This window comes from Stenotrophomonas sp. Ker107b (assembly GCF_053847245.1).
The window spans coordinates 1402577-1421625 of sequence record NZ_JBSPHX010000001.1 but is presented as its reverse complement, the minus strand read 5'-3'; the positions used below and the strand labels follow the sequence as shown (position 1 = coordinate 1421625).

The 19049-nt window shown below is 68.1% G+C and carries 3 protein-coding genes; all 3 read left to right on the top strand.

Annotated features, from left to right (window positions below; genetic code table 11):
* Positions 1-25 precede the first annotated feature (25 nt).
* On the top strand, positions 26-16969 hold the full coding sequence (locus ACWV8V_RS06460; protein ID WP_455899264.1) for a leukotoxin LktA family filamentous adhesin: 16944 nt from the start codon (positions 26-28) through the stop codon (positions 16967-16969).
* 20 nt (positions 16970-16989) lie between these two features.
* Positions 16990-18600: a ShlB/FhaC/HecB family hemolysin secretion/activation protein gene (locus tag ACWV8V_RS06455; RefSeq protein ID WP_455899263.1), complete on the top strand. Its 1611-nt coding sequence runs from the start codon at positions 16990-16992 to the stop codon at positions 18598-18600.
* A 113-nt stretch (positions 18601-18713) separates the two neighbouring features.
* The gene (locus ACWV8V_RS06450) at positions 18714-19025 is read left to right on the top strand and encodes a DUF3817 domain-containing protein (RefSeq protein WP_259260071.1); all 312 of its coding nucleotides are present in this window, start codon (positions 18714-18716) and stop codon (positions 19023-19025) included.
* Positions 19026-19049 lie beyond the last annotated feature (24 nt).

The window sequence follows — 19049 nt, the reverse complement described above, 5'->3', positions numbered from 1 at the left end:
CGCCTGCCACTGCCCGGAGCCTGCCATGAACCATCGCGACCCTTCGTCCTGCCCGTCTTCCGCCGTGCGTAACGCGCAGTTGGGGCCCCATCGCCTGCGCCCTGCCGGGCTGGCCGTGGCCATCGGCTCCGTGCTGGGGCTGGCGTTGCCAGGCAATGTGATCGCCGGCGATGACGGCAGTGCGATGGTCACCGATGGCCGCACCGACACCCAGGTGGTCCGGCAGGGAAGCGATCCGCGCTGGAGGGTCACCACCGGCACAGTGAAGGGGGCCGCCGGCAACCAGGTCGCCTTCAACTCCTTCCGCGAATTCGGCGTGGACGTCGGCCAGACCGTTGATCTTGTGCTGCCCACCCAGGGTACGAACCAAGTGCACAACCTGGTCAACCTGGTCACCGACGCGCGTGCGTACATCAACGGCAACCTCAACAGCGTGCTGGAGTCGACCAATGCGGTGGGCGGCAAGGTGTTCTTCGTCGCCCCGGATGGCCTGTTGGTCGGCAACGGTGGCGTGCTCAATGTCGGCTCGCTGTCGGTGGCCACGGCCAACCGCGCCACGGCCGACGACATCCTCAACGCCGGAAAGAGCCTGGAGGCCCTGATGTACGGCACGCTGACGCCGGGTCAGCTCACCGACAAGACGGTGGCGCTGCACGGGACGGTGAACGCAAGCAACGGCGTCCGCGTACAGGCCAGGGCCATTGATGTCACCGGCACGCTGTTCGTACAGGCCGGCCCGCGCGATGCCAATGGCGATCTGCAGGGCATCGAGGCGGCCGTCAATACCGGCGCCTCGCAGCCGCTGGTACTGGTCAACGAGGGCGGCAGGATCCAACTGCGCGCGGCGGCGATCTCCGATACCGGGTTGGGTGTGCGCAGTGCCGAGGCAACGGTAACGGTGGGCGGCAACGCACGTCTGGAGGCGGACGATATCGAGTTGACCGCGCTTGCGGTCATTGATTCCGGCTACGACAAGGACGGTGCGGTATTCGACGAGCTCAAGGCCGATCTCGTCAACAGCGTCACCGATTCCAGCAGCCTCAAGGACATCGGCGACGCGCTGGTGAACCTGGGCGCGGACAAGCTGCTGGGGGAACAGATCTCGTTCCTGCACGGCTCCACCACGGCACGGGTGGAAGTAAAGGACAGCGCGGCGCTGACCGCGCGCGATGACATCACGCTGCACGCCAGCACCCGGCAGGCCATCGACAATTCTGCCGCCGGAAAGGCGTACGAGAAGGGCGATGTGGTGACCGATGCCAACGGCAACCCTGTGAAGGATGCCAATGGCAACACGATTCCGAAAAAACACCTGCTCAGCCTGGGCGCGGCGTACGCGCAGATCAACGCCACCACGGAAGCCATCGTGCGCTCGGGCGCAACGCTTGCAGCGGGCGGCGATGTCGCGGTGAAGGCCGATGCCGATACGACGCTGAAGCTTGCGGCCGAATCGTTCGCGGTGAACAACACGACGGCTGCGTTCACGGCGGCGATCAGCAACGTCAATGTTGACACCCGTGCGGTGATTGAAGCCGGTGGGCCAGCGCTCAACGCCGCCAGCGTCAACGTTTCCGCCGTCAACGCGGTCTCCCTGGACACCTCCGCCACGGCGCGCGCCGACAAGAATGGCGCGGTGGGCCTGGCCGGCGCGATCAGCCTGCAGGATATCGCGGCCGAAGCACACCTGGACCGTGATACCCGCACCACGGCGGGCGATGTCACCGTGCAGGCGGCCAGCATCACGCGCCTCAACAAGACCAGCACGCTGATCACCGGCCCGAAGAGCGAACCGCTGCCGGGCCAGGAACAGGTGGAAGCGATCAGCAGCGGCAGCGATGGCCTGATGAGCGTGGCGCAGTCGCTGGCCGGCGCCGGCATTGGCGGTGCCATCGCCAAGCTGAGCGGCAGCGAGGACGGTGGCGGCACGCCGCCGGCGACGACCCCGACCACCGCGTCGCCCTTCCGCCTCGGCGGGGCGATCAGCGTCGTCGACGGCGACCACACGGCCACCGCCAGCATCGGCGCGGGCACCAAGGTCGACAGCGCCGGCGCGATCGTGGTCGACAGCCAGGTAACCGACGCACAGATCGGCAACCATGCGATGAGCAATGTGCTGGCCAAGGGCAAGAGCGCGGACGGTTCAGCGTTCGCGTTGTCCGGGGCGGTCAACATCGCCAACCTCACCCATGAGGCACGGACCCTGGTGGGCAGTTCGGCCGAGCTCGCGGCGCAACGCATCGGGTTGTCGTCGGACGTACGCCTGCCGCGGGATTTCAGCGCGCTCACCGGGGCCGTCCCGGATTTCAGCAGCTTCGACGCGTTCAAGGCCTCGATCTCCGCCGCGAAGGACCTGATCACCGACCCGTCGGAGCTGTTCGCTTCGTACGCCGCAGCGCGGGGCTCGGCAGAAGAAGTGGCCATCGGGGGCGCGGTAAGTTGGTTCAAAGCCACCAACAGCGCACGTACCGATGTCGCCGCGGGTGCCTCGCTGACCACCCGCGACACCAGCACCGCGGCGTGGAGCGCCGCACTGGAAGGTGAGGACCATGCCGGCGCTGCGCGCAGCCGGACGTTTGACGCCACCACCACCGTGCGTGCCAACACCGATGTCACCGGGCTGCACGCCGCGGGTGATCTTGCCCTGAAGAACCTCAAGGACAGCAACGTCGGCAACGGTGGAACTGCCCTGGGCGGCAGCGTTGGCTACGTCGATTATCAGAACACGGCGGCGGCGATCATCCATGATGGCGTCCGCGTCGACGCCGGTGCAGGCAGCCTGGCCGTGCAGGCCGACAACAAGGAAACCGTGGTGGCGCTGGCGCTGCAGTCCGGCCAGGGCGGCAGCATCGGTGTCAGTGGAACCGCCACCGCGCTCGACCTGGACAGCACCACGCTGGCCGGTATCAGCAACCGTGCCGACATCCGTGCCGCCACGGTTGGCGTGCGTGCCGATGAAGACCTGTTCGTGTGGTCCGTGGCCGGCGCGGTTGCGATGAGCGACAGTGTGTCGGTGGGGGCCAGCGTCGCCTACCAGCAGCTGGACACCGACACCCGCGCCTTCATCGGTGCGGTACCTGCAGCCTTCGCCACCGGCAGCAGCACGGCGCCGGTAGGCGCGATCACCATGGGTGAGCTGGCGGTCAACGCCACCAGCGGCGGGCTGGCCGGTGCGGTGGCCGCAGCCGGCGCAGTCGCCAAGAGTTCGTCCGAGCAGCTGCAGAAGGCGCAGGACGAGCTGGCGGCGAAGCAGAACGCGGAGAATCCTGGCTTCCTGGATTCACTCAAGACCCGTGCGCTCGGCAAGGTCACCGCGCTGGAAGGCATGGCCAACAAGGCAGACAGCAACGGCAGCGCCGGGCTGACCGCGTACTTCGACAAGGCCAAGGGCCTGCTGGGTAGTGGGAATGCAGCACCGGGGCAGGGGCAGGGCGCGCAGACGCCGCAACCCAAGTTCGGCATCGCCCTGTCCGGCAGTGCGACGGTGAATCGTGCCCGGCAGAACACCAAGGCGGACATCAGCTCGGCGGTGATCAAGGACAACAGCGGCAACGGCCTGAAGCTGGATCTTGCCGCGACCAACCAGACGCTGCTGGTCAGCGTCAGCGGCGCGTTGTCGGTGGCCGCGGCCGGGTCGGACAACACCCAGGGCAGCGCATCGCTGGCCGGTGGCGTGGCCTACGGTGACATCCAGAACACGACCACCGCGCAGTTGCGTGACAGTACCGTGGAGGATGCCGGCACCGTCACGGTGACCGCACGCAACGAAAGCGAACAGGTCAACGTCGGGCTGAGCGTGGGCGTGAATGCTTCCTCCAACCAGAGCTCGGCCGGTGCCGGCGCGATCTCGGCGACCGTGGCGATGTCCCACAACGATACGGCCGCCAGCATCGTCGGGGGCAGCCTCCGCGGCATGAGCGGCGCGGCCGCCGATGTCGATGTCAAGGCCGTGAACGCCTCCAAGATCGCCAACGGGGGTGGCGCACTGTATGCGGGTGGCAAGGCCGGCCTGGGGGCGGCAGTGACGTACGCCGAAGTGGGCGACAGCACCCGCGCGTCAGTCAGTGGCGCCGACATCGAAGGCGTACAGGACATGCGCGTGCGTGCGGCCGATGCATCACGGATCGTGGCGGCGGCTGCCAGTGGGGGAGCGTCCACGCGCAGCGACGGCGTGGCGATCGCCGGTTCGGTGCTGGTCAACCAGATCGCCAGCCAGACCGCCGCCAGCATTGACGGCGGCAGCCGCATCACTGCCAGTGGTGACATTGAAGCCTTCGCCGGGACGGCGACGATCGACGACGTGCGTGGCACCGGTGACGGATGCGGCTCGGGCTTTGCGGTCGATTACTGTGGCACCGGGATCGGCAGCATCGAGGTGGATGCCAATGCCGATACCGCGAGCACGGACGATACGCAGGTGGATGCGGCGGGTCGCAACAATGCCCGCAGCTCGATCATCGCCGTTGCCGGGATGGTCCAGGTGGGTGGCAACAATGCCGGCGTGGCTTTCGCCTACAACACCATCAACAACACGCATACCGTCTCGGTCAACGATGCCACGCTCAATGCCGGGCGCATTGCGCTCACGGCCAGCGACCAGTCCGACATCCTGGCGGTGAGCGCCGGCATCGGCGGCAGCACTGGCAACTTCACCGGGGTGGGCAGTGCGTCCTACAACGCCATCGGCAGCATCACGTCGGTGCTGGTCGGCCGTGGCCTGGCGGACGCGCAGGGCCAGGTGCCGCGGGATGGCGCACAGCTCAACGCGGGCAGCATTCACCTGCAGGCACGCGATGAATCCTTCATCGGCTCGCTGGCGGGGGCGGCAACGCTGGGCTCCAAGGTCGCCGTGGGTGCGGCACTGACCATCAATGACATCGGCAACACCACGCTGGCGCTGGTCGATGATGCGCAGCTGACCGCTGGCACCGGCCGGGTCGACCTCGAGGCCGCCAATGCCGCAAGGATCCTGTCCGGTGCGGTTGCCGCAGGCGCGGCCAACAATGTCGCCATTCAAGGCTCGGTGGGCTGGAGCATGATCGACAACCATGCCGAGGCTGCATTGCGGGAAGGCAGCGTGCAGGCAGGCATCGTGCAGGTGGCCGCCAGCAACGAATCGCGTATCCACACACTGGCCGGTGCGGTCGCCGGCAGCGGCACCGCCGCGATCGGCGCGGCGATCAACGTGGCCACCATCGGCGATACCACGCTGGGCGAGGTGGATGGAACCGCGCTGGAGGTGAGTACTGCGCTGGATGTCAGTGCAGCGTCGGCCGCCACTACCAAGACACTGGCCATTGCCGGTGCGCTGGGGGGCACCGCATCCATTGCCGGCAGCAACACCACCAACCTGATCGACACCCTCACCGAGGCCCGCCTGCGGGGTGTCACCGGGCAGGGGAGTGGCATCACCGGTGCGGTGTCCGTCAGCGCCGACACCTCGGGTGCGGCCTATTCGTTGGGGGGCGCGCTGTCGGCCGGTGGGACGGCAGGCATCGGCGCAGCCAGCAGCGTCAACGACATCGGCGGCCGTACCCGTGCCGTGGTGGAGAATGCAACGCTGGGCGGCGCCAGTGCGCTGAGCATTGATGCGGCCAACCGCAGCCTGGTGCGTACCGCGGCCGTGTCCGGTGCGGGGGCAGGCACGGCAGCGGTGGCCGGCAGTGTCACCACCAACCTGATCCATTCCGATACCCAGGCCAGCCTTACTGACAGCAGCCTGCACAACGCGTTGGCCGATGTGAAGGTGAGCGCCCGTGACGAGCGCAGCATCGATTCGCTGGCGGGTGGCGCAGCGGTCGGCGGCAGCGTGGGCGTGGGCGCGGCAGTGGCCTACAACGATATCGGCGGCACTACCTCGGCGGTGGTGTCCGGTAGCGCGCTGGAGCTGGATGTCCGCAATCTACTGGTGCAGGCAGATGCGTCCGGTGCGGCCGGCGGACAGGGCAACCGCATCCGCACCGTGGCCGCTGGCCTGGGCGGCGGCGGCGCGGTCGGTGGCGCAGCCTCGGTGGCGGTCAACCGGATGAAGGGCGCCGTCTCGGCACGGATTGAAGCAGGCGCCAATGTCCTCGCACAGGACAACGTCGGCGTGCTCGCCGCGCAGGCGCAGCAGATTGACGTGTACGCCGGCAGCATCGGCGGGGGCGTCAACGCGGGCATCGGCCTGGGGACCGTCGTCAACCTGGTGGATGGCAGCACCGAGGCGGCGATCACCGGTGCCGGAACTGCCGTGACCGCGCTGGGGCTGGGAGATGCGCTGACAGGCGTGGACAGTGGCCGGCGCACGGCGGGCAATACCCACAGCACCCGTACCGACGCCGCCGGCATGGCCTTCGATACCGTGGACCTGGGCACCGGCCATATCGACGTGCATGGCATCGCGGTCAATGCGGCCACGCGCCAGCAGGTCAGGACCATCGGCGTCAGTGGCGCGCTGGGTACCACCCCGATCGCCAGTGGTGCGGTGGCGGTGATGGCGGCCGTCAACGACATCGCCGGCAGTACCACCGCGATCATCAAGGACGCACGGATCAACCAGCATGGGTTGGGCACCAGCAGCGACCCCGACCAGGACAGCGCAGGTCTCGCCGCAGCGGAGCAGAGCGTGGATGTGCGCGCCAGCCATCACGTGGCCTCGGCCAATTATGTGGCCGGCATCGCTGCCAGCGCAGGCGTCTTCTCGGGGGCGGGCGCGCTCTCGACCAACCTGTTCGACAGCCACGCCAGCGCCAGTATCGAGGGCGTCACCCTGTCGGCTGCCGACGCGGTGACCGTGGAGGCCAATGCAAGCCAGAACGCGCTGGCGATCGTGGTCGGCGCGGCCGCAGGCCTGACCGGCGGCGCCGCCACCGGCGTGGTCAACAATTTCACCACCGATACCCGCGCAAGCGTGCTGGGCGGCACCCTGCGGGCGGGCTCCCTGGCGGTGAACGCCAACAGCGACAACGCTGCCTCGCTGGTCGGCGGCGCGGGCGCAGTCGGGGGTGGCGCGGCGGTGGCCGGCACCGCGCTGGTCAACATGGGCACCGCAACCACGCTGGCGCAGGTGGGCGAACGTGGGCGCGCGACCAACATTTTCGTGTCACGCGACCTCGACGTGAACGCGCGCAGCCGCTCCGATTTCAACGGCGTGGCGGTGAGCGGCGCGGGTGCCGGCGCCGCCGGCATCGCCGGCATGGCACAGGTGCACCTGCTGCAGAACGACACCCGTGCGCTGGTCACCCAGGCCTCGGTGGATGCCACCGATATGGCGGTGGTGGCCGAGGATATCCTGCGGCTGTCCGCGTACTCCGGTGCGGTGGGCGTGGGCATCGCCGGCAGCGGTGTAGGTGCGGGCGCCTCGGTGGCCATTCTTGGCAGCACCGTCAAGGCCACCGTGGAAGACAGCACGCTGTCGACCACGGGCAGCATCGATGTGACTGCCATCTCCGATCGTGCGGTGGACATGGTCACCGTGACGGCTGGCGTGGGCGCCACCACCGGCATCGGCGGCGCTGCCGGGCTGCTGCTGGCCGGCATCGGCGACCGCGGTGACAGTGATACGGAACTGGGGGGCACCTTTGCCAGCCTGAAGCAGCTGGGCAATGGCCAGAAGATCGACGCCGCCGCGCTGGACGGCACCCTGGGGGCGCAGGGCGCCGGCGCGCTGAACAGCCGCGCCCAGGTGGACATCGGCAGTCTGCAGGGTCGTGGGGACCTGGTGAGCGCCAGCATCCGTGGCGGCAGCGTGCAGGCACGCGCGCTTGAGGTGAGCGCGCAGACCCTGATGAGCAGCAGCAACACGGTCGGTGGCCTCGGCGCCGGTGGCCTCGGCGTGGGCGGCGCATTCGGCATGACCGGCCTGTATGGCAGCACCGAGGCAGTGCTGGCGGCGAACACCACGCGGGCCGGTTCCATCGCGGTGCTCGCCAACGCCGGCGACGGCAGCGCAGGCAAGGCCGCAGGTCTGGACGTCTATGCCGGCGGTGCCGGCCTGGTGGGCGTCGGTGCGGCCATCGGCTTGGCGCGCCTGGAACAGACGGTATCGGCCACGGTGGCCGGTGACCTGCAGGCAGGCAGCCAGGGCCAGGGTCTTGCGGTCCGTGCCAGCGATGCCAGCACGCTGGATGTGACAGCCACCGGCATGGCGGCCGGTGCACTCGCGGCCGGTGCGGTCGTCGCAACCGCGGCACGCAACGCCAACGTCCAGGCGTGGTTGCACAACGACAGTACCTTGGCCGGCTTTGGCAACGTGACCTTCGCCGCCAGCTCGCTGGGCGGCGCGCATGCGGGCGCGTGGGGTGCGGCCGGTGGCGTGTTGGCCGGCGTCAGCGCTGCCGTCGCACTGGCCGACGATGGCTCCGACGTGCGCGCCTGGCTGGGCGAGCGGACACGCGTATCCGGGGTGGGTGGCAGCATTGACGTGCATGCCGAGGCTACCCCCCAGGTCTCGGCCGAGGCCTTCGGTGCTGCACTGGCTGGCGGGCTGGCGGTCGGTGCGGCGGTCGCTGATGCCACCTCCCGTGCCAAGGTGGACGCCCATGTGGGCGATGGTGCGGTGCTGTCCAACCGCGGCGGGCTGGATGTCCTGGCCAGCGTCCACGGCGGGAGCGTGGATGCACGCGCGGTCGCCGGTTCCGGTGGCCTGTATCTGGCCGGCGCCGGCGCCTTCGCCACCGCTGCCAGTACCAACGCGGTGCAGGCAGCGCTTGGGTCCAACGTGGTGGTGCAGGGTGAGGCCTATTCCACAAACAACATCATCGACTATGCGCGCGGCGGCACGATCGCGATGCGCGCAGTCAACAACAGCAATCAGCATGCCGATGCCACCGGGCTGAGCGTGGCGGGGCTGCTGGCCGCTGGCGTCGTCGATGCCAACGCGCGGTCCTCGGCGACCACCGGCGTCACTGTGGGGGCCGGGAGCCTGCTGTACGCAGGCAACACCACGCTCGCCGCCAGCGGCAAGGACGAGAATCGCGCCAACGCCACGGCGGGGACCGGCGGACTCATTGCGGGCAACGCCGCGCTGGCAGCGACGCACACCGACAGCACCACGCAATTGACCATCAGCCGCAACGCCGTGCTGGATGTCAACCGCCTTGACGCCCGGGCGCTGCACGACAGCAACTACGCGGGCAGCGCGAACAGCACCAGCGCAGGCGTCCTCAACGCCAGTGGCGCCAACGTGAACAACCGTGCGGACGCGGCCGTCGGGCTGCTGGTGGACGAGGATGCCCAGATTGTCTCGGCCGGATCGCTGGTGCTGCGCACCGACAACAACTACACCGGCACGCTGGGCAGCGAGCTTGCCGCCAGCGCGGCCGGCGGCGGTGTCCTCAGTGGCAGTGCCGCACAGGTGGTCACCCGGCTGGATGGCAGCAGCACCATCGATATCGGCAAGGGCGCCCTGCTGCGCGCCGGTGTCGCACCGACGCCGGGCGATGGTGGCGCGCTGGACATCGTGGCAAACACCCGTGCGAACACCGATGACCGGGCGGGGCTGACCACCGGCGGGGCGATCAATGCCGCCGTGGTCAAAGCACGCACCAATGCGGTGCTCGGCAACCGCGTGAACATCGGCGATGATGCGCGCCTGCAGAGCAGCTACATGCTCAACGTCGGTACCTACGCCGCGACCGACATCGGCGCCACCGCGCTGGTGAACACCTGGGGTGTGCTGGCCGCGGTCGGCATCTCCGACGCGGACGTGGCGCTGGCAATGGACCAGCAGGTCAATGTCGGCCGCGGCGCGAAGCTGGAATCGCTGCACAACGCTTTCGTCTCCGCCGGCCAGGACGGCATGAATGGCTGGACCTCACGCCTGGCCGCCAATGCGGTCTCGCAGGGGTACAGCCGCGGGCTGATCGCGGTGCCGGACTCCTCGGCGTCCTCCACCGTGGACAGCAACGCGAGCACCGCTCTGGCGGCAGGCAGCGAGCTGCTCAGCGGCGCATTCGTGTCGCTCGGTGCCTACGGTGAAAATGTTTTCCGCAACGCCGATGGCGCCGCCACCGGCTACCAGTTGGGGTTCATTCCGGTCACCGTGCGCGACAGCCGCAGTGGTGGCAGCACCCGCGGTGATGTGCTGATCGATGGCCGCGTCGTTGCCGGGCGCTACAACGTGCTGGATATCCTGATCGATGCCAATGGCAAGCTGACCAGCAGCGGCGCGGGCGGCGATGTGCTGCCGTTCGATACCCAGCGCGAGCTCAGCAGCGCGCTGAAGGCGCGACTGAACGCGTCGGGCATCCACGATTTTGATGCGATCGCCGGCAACGCGCTCTACACCCACACCATCGGCGACCTGTATGCGGCCGGCGGCGATGTGATCCTGTATGGCCGCAACATCCGCGGTGGCGGCTCGGTCACCGCCAAGGGCGCGCCTAAGATCACCATCACCAACCGCAGTACCGACAACCTGCTGCTGGCCGGCGATATCCTGGTACCGGAGTACAGCGGCGGCAATGTGCTGTTCACCGGCAACAGCAACCAGGCCTTGGGCATCGGCGTCAGCCAGAACCCGGGGCAGAGCAATGCGCTGGTGAGCATCCGCAACGAGGCGACCACCGGCACCGCTGCGATCGGTGCGGGCGGGCTGATCTCGGTCACGGGCGGCGAGCTGGACATGTACAACGCGCTCGGCAACATCCAGAGCTGGGGCGAACAGCTCGCCGAAAGCGTGACGATCAATGCGCCCAACGGTGAGGTCGGCTACAACCGGGGCTCGGAAAACTGGTACGGCAGTGTGGTGAGCGCGCTGTGGGCACGCCACAGCGTGGCATCGGGCATCACCGATGCCGACGACGCCGCGGCGTACATCGCCAACGCGAAGTACGGCGCCGCGGCCGCCGCCGCCGGCATGAGCTTGACCGACTATCTGCTGTATGGCACCGGTAACGACGTCAACAACCCCAGCATCCTGGTGTTTGGTGCATGCCGCTATCGCATCGGCGACAAGGACTGCACCGCTTCAGCGCTGGGCGGGCAGTACTACGACGGTGGCGTGGTATCGCGGTACAGCCACAAGGACACCAATTACCTGCCAAAGGTGAATGCCCGGAATCTGCGCACCCTGCTCACCACGCAGCCCGACGACGTCAGCAACGCCAGCCTTGGCCAGGTGCCCAGCACGGGCAGCGGTGTGAACGCCGGCAGTGGCATCAAGATCACGGCCAACTACATCGACGTCAATGTCGCGCTGAAGGCCGGCCGGCCGGTGGATTACTCGGCAATCCTGGTCGAAAGCAGCGCGTTGCGCGCCTGGATCGACGGCAAGGACAACCAGGCCAGCAAGGGCATCTTCGATGTGCCTGCCATGTTCGTGGCGAAATCCGGCGCAGGTTCTTCCCGCATCGCCCTGAAATACGATTCGCTCAACCGCCAGTTCATCGTGCCGGACATTTCGGCCAACGGTGGCGGTTCGATCTACCTCGATGGCCGCATCGTCAGCACATCCACCGCCGGCTCGCTCAATGTGGTCAGTGGCAAGGGCTCGGTGGTCATCAACAATGGCCTGGCCGATGTGGGCCTGCAGCTTGGCAACATTCTGGTCGGCAACGGGGCGCCCGGGCAGATCACCATCCGCGACCGTGAGCTCAATACCGCCTCGTGGTATCTGCGCGACGGCAACGGCAACGTGAGGGGCTATCAGGGCGGCGTGAATGCCCTGAACTGGGATGCCCCGGGGGTATCGGCCATCAGCAACACGACCGCGTATGACCCGCGCGCCGGCATGTTTGCGAGTTGGACACAGACGGCCCGCATCGCGCGCAACATCCAGTCCGACAACGGCGTGCTTACTGCCGAGAACTGGCGCTGGGTGGACAGGTACAACAACACCGTCTTCAACGGCCAGCAGTGGGAAACCTCCGGCGTCACGTACGGCAACAAGGCAGGCGGCGTGCCGGTGTTCGAGTCGCAGCTGACCGGCGACTTCGGCAGCAACCTCAATTCACGCGTCAACTACCGCTGCGAAAAGAAGAACGAAAGTGGCTGCCGCTACAACTACGGCTTCCCCGGCAGTAATGAGTTCGATGACGGCGGCACGTGGCGCACGAGCTGGTACCAGCGCGCCCCGCGCACTGGCACGCTGGTCGTCACCAACACGGCCAAGGCCGACAACCGGATCGGCATCAACTTCAGCGCCAACGATGCAGGCCTGCTCGACGTCGACTCCGGCCAGACCATCCGTATCAATGGTGTTCTGAAGAACACCGATGGCCGGACCTTCCTGACCAGCGAGAACGGCAGCATCGTCAGCGCATCACGTGACGCCAGGATCATCACGAACCAGTTGACCCTCGACGCGGCCGGCAGCATCGGCAGCATTGTCGGCGCCCAGGTCGGCGAGGCCGCCAATCCGCTGGATGTCCAGATGGTGTCCTACACCAACGCCAACGGCGCCACCGTGGCCGCCGGCAACCTGGTGGCCCGTGCGGGCGGTGACATTGCGCTGGACGTGGATTCGGCAGCCAAGGTACTGATCAACGCCGGCAGTGGCACCGGCCGTGGCGATGTGTGGCTGCGCGCCAAGTACGACATTGAAGGTGCGGCCACCGGCAATGCTGCGTCGATCATCGGTGCCGACATCACCCTGGACAGCGTCTACGGTGCCATCGGCTCGCTTTCCCGGCCCTTGGTGGTCGATGCCGGCGAGCGTACCCGCAGCGACGGCGTGCTGGAGGGTGGGCTCATCTCGGCGCGGGCGACTGGTGACATCGCGCTGCGCGACCTCGGCGGCGACTTCTGGGTACAGCGCATCGAGTCGCTTGCCGGTGACGTGCTGATCGAGGCCCCCTCGGGCTCGATCTACAGCGGCGCCCAGCGCGCCTCGTCCAGCTTCCTCAACGAAGCGCAGCTGGCCAGCCTGCGCGACAACCTCAAGCTGTTCCAGGGCGGCGGCCAGCAGTCGATCGTCAGCTACCAGAGCCAGGTCGACGCCAGCTACGCCGAGTACTTCCAGCTCCACGCGCTGGGCAGTGTCGTCGATGGGCGCTACCTGGCCGGTGGCACTGCCATCAACCTGTTCCGCTCCATGGCAGAAGCCGCGCGGGGCGGCAGCCTGGACGATGCAGGAGTAAGTGACTACCTCGCCGAGCGCTTCAACCGTCTGGGAACGGTGTTCACCGACGCCTTCGGCAGCGGCTGGCAGCAGGAAGCGATCTTCGCGTCCTTCAACGCGGGGTACCGCTATGAGCTGGCTGCCAGCGGTGGCGACAGCGCGATGGTCGCGGCACGCAAGGCGGCACTTCTTGATGGCATGACGGCTGACTCACAGTGGAGCCAGGACCAGCTGCGCTACGTGTTCAACGCCAATGCGCTGGAACCGTCCACCGGTTCGGCCCTGAATGCCGAACCGGTGATCATCGGGCGCAATGTCAGCCTGCATGCCCGCGATGACCTGGGCCGGCTGGACAAGGAATACACGGTCAGCCTGGCCGACGTGAACAGCGGCAACCTCAGTGCCGAGGCGATGCTGGCCATGCGGCTTGCGACCACGCCCGGCGATGTGCAGATGCTCGACGCGGCCGGCAATGTGCTCACGCCCGATCAGGTGCGCGGCGGTGCCATGGTGGTCTCGCTGCGGATCCGCAGCACGGCTCCGGTGGTGCTGGCAGCCACGGGCGGGATCGAGGCCGATGTGGGGGGCGATGCCTACCTGCATGGCAGCACTTCGCTGGCGCTGAACAGCTTCGACGCCGGTGGCGATGTACGTATCGGCAGTGACGGCGATATCACCGATGCCGGTGGCAGTGCGGCCGGTGCGACCCTGAGGATCGGCAGGGACCTCAGCCTGAGCGCCCTGCGCAGCATCATGGGCCGCGATGGTCAGCCGCTGCGTGTGCAGATCAACGGCCGGCTGCTGCTGGCCAACGCCGGTGAACACGTGCGCCTGGCGCAGCAGAACGGGAACCTGCGTATCGGCCTGGTGAGGGCGAACGAGGACGTCGTACTGGACGTCGGCGGCGGCAGCCTGCTGTCGTACCTGAAGGGCGTGAGCACGCTGACCGGGCGCGACATCCAGCTCGCCGTGCGCGACGACATCCGCGACGAGGACGGCGGTTCGCTGGCCGTGCGCATCGTTGCCGGCGGTCGGCTGGATGGCGAGGCGGGGGGCGAGGTGCGTCTTTCCAGCGACGTGGATATGCCGATCGGCACGCTTACCGCAGGGGGCGACCTGCAGCTGATGAACACGGCGGGCAAGCTCAGCGCGGTGCGGTTGCAGGCCGGTGGCGATCTGGGCGCCACCGGGTACAACGGTGTCGACCTGGGTTCGGTGCAGGCGGCGGGGGAAGCGATTGTCAGCGCCCCGATGGGGGACGTCCGCATCGGCAACCTGCGCGCAGCCTCCGCCAATGTCGCCGCCGGTGGCGGCCTGCAGTTGGGGGATGCCGCCATTGACCAGGTCCTGCAGCTGCTCTCGCTGCAGGCCACATCGCTGGCGGCAGGCGCGCAGGTCAGCGCCGGCGACAGCGTGCAGATCGACGCGGGCGGCTTCGCGATGGGCGCCGGAAGCCAGTTGAGTGCTGGCCGGGTGGTCGCGGTGCGTTCCAGTGCGGATATCAGCGTGGGCCAGCTGGCCGTGACCGGTAACACGGCCACCGGCAACGTGATGCTCGAGGCGGACGGTCGTATCCACTCCAATGGGGATGCCGCGGTCAATGTCGGTGGCGGCAGTCACGTGCTGGCCAGCCTGCAGGCGGGCCAGGGAATCGGGAGTGACGCGCAGGCCCTCATGGTCGATGTCGGCCGGCTTGTCCTGGCACGCAGCGATCGCGGCGACATCCACCTGCGCCTCCCCAACGGGGGTGTTGTGGGCGACGTGGTTGCCGCATCGGGTGCGCTGTCGCTGCACAGCGACGCGCACCTGCAGGCGGATCTGCTGGATGCGGCAACCGATGTCCGGCTGGAAACGGCCTCCGCCGACATCGGCCACGGCGTCGCCGGTCAGTCGGTGGCGATGCAGGCGCGGGGAGCGCTGGACATCGGCCGCCTGGAAGCTGGCGCGGATGCCGTCGTGACCAGCGCCGGCGGACTTACCCTGGGCCACGGCAGGATCGGCGGCGATGCGCAGCTTCGTAGTACCGGAGCCATGCGAATTGGCGAACTGCACGCGCAGGGCGCAATGAACGCGGCTGCTGGTGCCGCGCTGGTGGCGCAGACACTGTCTTCCGGCGCGGCGATGCAGTTGGACGCGTCCGGTGCGTTGGATGTGCAGCAGCTGCGCAGCGGGGGCGACCTGGCCGCCACGGCAGGTGGGCTGCTCGCCATCGGCGACCTGGTGGCCGATGGCGATGCGCGCCTTGAAGGCGACGCGGATGTCCGCCTGGCGCAGGCGGTGATCGGTCAGTCGTTGAACGTTGCTGCGGCCGGTACGCTGGATATGCGTACCGCCACGGTCGGTGGCGATGCGCGGCTTCGCAGCGGCGGGGCGATGGGCATTGGCGAACTGCAGGCGCAGGGCGCCATGAGCGCGGCTAGCGGTGCCACGCTGGTAGCGCAGACGCTGTCCTCCGGGGCGGCGATGCAGCTGGATGCGGCCGGTGCGCTGCAGATCCAGCAGCTGACCAGCAACGGCGACCTCGCCGCGAACGCTGGAGGTCTGCTGGCCATCGACGATGCCGCCGTGGGGGGGCAGGCAAGTTTGGATGGCGGCACGGATGTGCAGCTTGGCAATGCAACGGTCGCGCAGTCACTGGCGCTCAACGCGGGCGGCGCCATCACCCTCGGCAGCGCGGCGGTCGACGGCTCGATGACCCTGCGCGCCGGCCAGGCCATCGATGTGGGCACGGCCGTGATCGGTGTGGATGGTGACTGGATCGCAGGCACCCAGCTTTCCGCCGATGAGGTGACCGTGGGCTGCAACTTCCGCGGCGATGCCGGTGTCGCACTGGTCATCGGCACGCTCAACGTGGGCTGCAATCTTGGGCTGACGTCCACCGAGGCGCTGCGGTTCGATGCGTTGCAGGCGGCCGGCGGCATCGCGCTGGCATCGCGCGGCTCGGATGTCCAGGGCCGGCAGGTGGACGCGGGGAGGGCGCTGCAGGTGCAGGCCGCCGGCGATATCCGGATCGAAGCGGCCAGCGCCGGCAGCGACCTGGTGGCCACCAGCGGCGGCACCCAGCAATGGGGTGTGTACCAGGCCGGCGGTGATGCAGCGCTGCAGGCGGGTCGGGATATCCACTTCGGTGACGGTCGCAGTGGTGGCGCACAGTCGATCCTTGCGGGTGGCCGCATCGGCTTTGAGCGGGCCAGCGCCGGCACCACGGCCTACATGGACGCCCAGACCGGTTCGCTGACCGGTGGGCGGTTGCAGGCGGGATCTGCACAGCTGGCCGCACGTGACACCGTGTCGTTGGCGCAGGCGATGGTCGATACCCGTCTGAACCTGGCCGCCGATGAGGTGCAGGCGCAGGTAAGGCAGTCCGCTGCTGGCCCAGGCCTGCTGACGACCACCCTGACCGGCTACCGCAACGGTGTCGCCCGCCGGATCGTGGTGGACGTTCAGCCGCGCGATGCCTGGCTGATCGATGCGCTGCGGGCCATGGAGGCAGAGCTGACGTCCTCCTCGGCGAAGGTCGCCATCGCCGATGGCCATGTCGAACGCACCATGACGCTGACCACCCCGGCGCTGCGCGTGCTGATGGACAACACCAGCCCGGCGCTGCGCCCGGCGGACGCACAGCTGCTGCAGTTGAACCGTCGCTTCCACCTGGCGGCCGATGGCCGCCTGCTGGATACCGACGCCTATGTGCTGCGGTTCAACGATGGGGTCGCGGTGAGCAGCCCGAACTACAACCGCGACCACCTCGAGGCCGGGCCGGCCTACCTGGGCGAAAGCGCGGTGCGCTACCTGGGCCGCATGCTCAATCTCCGCTCGCCGGAGATGGCGGTACCCGCCCGTGCGCCCGCGGAAGGTGACGAAGCAAACGCCCGCGACGTGGTGGTTCCGGCCCTGGGCGGCGCGGTCAACCTCGGGGCGCCCAACTGATGAACGACGGAAAACACACCATGTACCGAGGGATGTTCCTGATCGGCAGCGCGCTGCTGCCCTGTCTTGCACATGCGCAGAACAGTAGTGGCACCGCGGGGAAGGACACCGCACAGCGCATTGACGGCTACTACGAGCAGCGCCAGCCGCTGCAGCCGGAGCGCCCGGTGGTGGACCCGGTGCAGCCGGCGCCTCCGCCGGCCGGGCAACGCGGGCTGGCCGACGTCCATGGCAGCTTCGTGCTCAAGGAGGTGCGTTTCAGTCCATCGGCGCTGCTGCCGAAGGCCACGCTCGATGCGATCGCCGCCCGCTACCAGGGGCGCGAGGTCCACTTGGCCGAGCTGGAGACACTGGTGGCCGACGTCAATGCGGCTTACGAGGCAGCCGGCATCAGTACGGCGCGCGCGCTTCTGCGCGAGCAGTCGATCAACGAAGGGCGCGTTGACGTCACCCTGCTGGAAGGCACGCTGGGCACGCTGGAGGTGACCGGGGAGGGCAAGGTGCCGGTGCGCTTTGTGGAGCGGCGGGTGCGGCAGCCGGTAGGGGAGGTGGTGCGCAGCGATCGCCTGCGCGATGAGCTGATCTACCTCAACCGCACCACCGATCTGCAGGTGCGCGCACTGATGCGGCCCGGCCAGGCCGCCGGCCAGACCGATATCGTGCTGCTGGCGGAGGTGCCGGACCGAAGCAACTGGGGCGTGTTCGTCGATAATTCCGGCGTAGAGACCACGGGCCGCGAGCGCTACGGTGCGCATGGCCAGTTCTGGGGCCTGGCGGGTATCAGTGACCTGCTGGCGGGCTCGGTGGCGTGGTCGCGCGGTGGCCTGGAAGGGCGCATCGGCTACTCCGGCATCGTCAACACGCGCAACGGCCGTGTCGGCGCCAGCGTGTCGCGCAGCCAGATCAATATCATCGATGGTGCCTACCGCGCCCTGGACATCACGGGTGAGTCGACCAGCTATGGTCTGGACTTCACCCAGCCGTGGGTGGCCACGCCGAACTGGCTGCTGTCCACCATCGCCAACGTCTCGCGCAGCAACTCCGTGTCCGATATCGGTGATGTGCGGGTGTCGGAGGTCGATTCGACCACGGTGACCCTGGGTGTGAGCACCGGCTACCGCAATGACGGCTACGACTGGACGTTCTATCAGGGCGTGTCGCGCATCCGTACCGATGAGACGCTGGCCGAAGGGCGTGCCTTCACGACCGCCAACGGATCCACCAGCTGGACCCAGCGCATCGGCAGCAGCGGCTTGCTGTACCGGGCACAGCTGGGATGGCAGTTCAGCAACGGCGACTTCCTGCCCTCAAGCAACCTGTTCCAGGTGGGCGGCATCGGCAGCGTGCGTGGCTATGTTCGCGGTACCCTCTCCGGGGTGAAAGGCTACTTCGGCAGCGTCGAGCTGCACCGGCCCTATCGGCAGGCGCACGATGTCTACGTATTTTTCGATCACGGCGAGGTGCGTGGCGACTATCCCACCTCGGCCAGCATCAGCAGCGTCGGCGTCGGCCTGAATGGACAGCTCGCCAAGCGCTACAGCTACAGCCTTGACCTGGGCCACCCATTGGACAAAGTGCTGCAGGACGATGACAGCCTGCGCGCTGACTTCCGCATCAGTGCGCGCTGGTGATCGGCAGGGCCGCCGCTGCATGCTGAGAATGATTCGCATCAAAACCGTTCGCTGGCTATGATGCGGGTCCTTTCCGTTACGACCCCGAGCCCATCTTGAAGCGTGCCTTGCCAATCAGCCCCATGGGCCGCGTGTTCGCCACGGTCGCCTTCGTCGAAGCCCTGACCTGGGCCGGCCTGTTGATCGGCATGTACTTCAAGTACCAGGCGGCCGATCCGACCCCGGTCGGGGTCAAGATCTTCGGCCCGGTGCACGGTGTGGCCTTCATGGTCTACGTGGTGGTGTCGGTGCTCGCCGCGATCCGCCTGCGTTGGCCGTGGTGGGCCGCGCTGCTGGCGCTGGCTGCTGCGGTGCCGCCGCTGGTGACGCTGCCGTTGGAGTGGTGGTTCAAGCGTCGTGGGCTGTTGTCGGCATCGGTGCGATAACGCACGCCCAATGAGGCCTCTGCC

Excerpts from the sequence above, each read along its gene's own strand:
- ACWV8V_RS06460 (WP_455899264.1), top strand. The coding sequence starts at position 26 with ATGAACCATCGCGACCCTTCGTCCTGCCCGTCTTCCGCCGTGCGTAAC.
- ACWV8V_RS06455 (WP_455899263.1), top strand. The coding sequence starts at position 16,990 with ATGTACCGAGGGATGTTCCTGATCGGCAGCGCGCTGCTGCCCTGTCTT.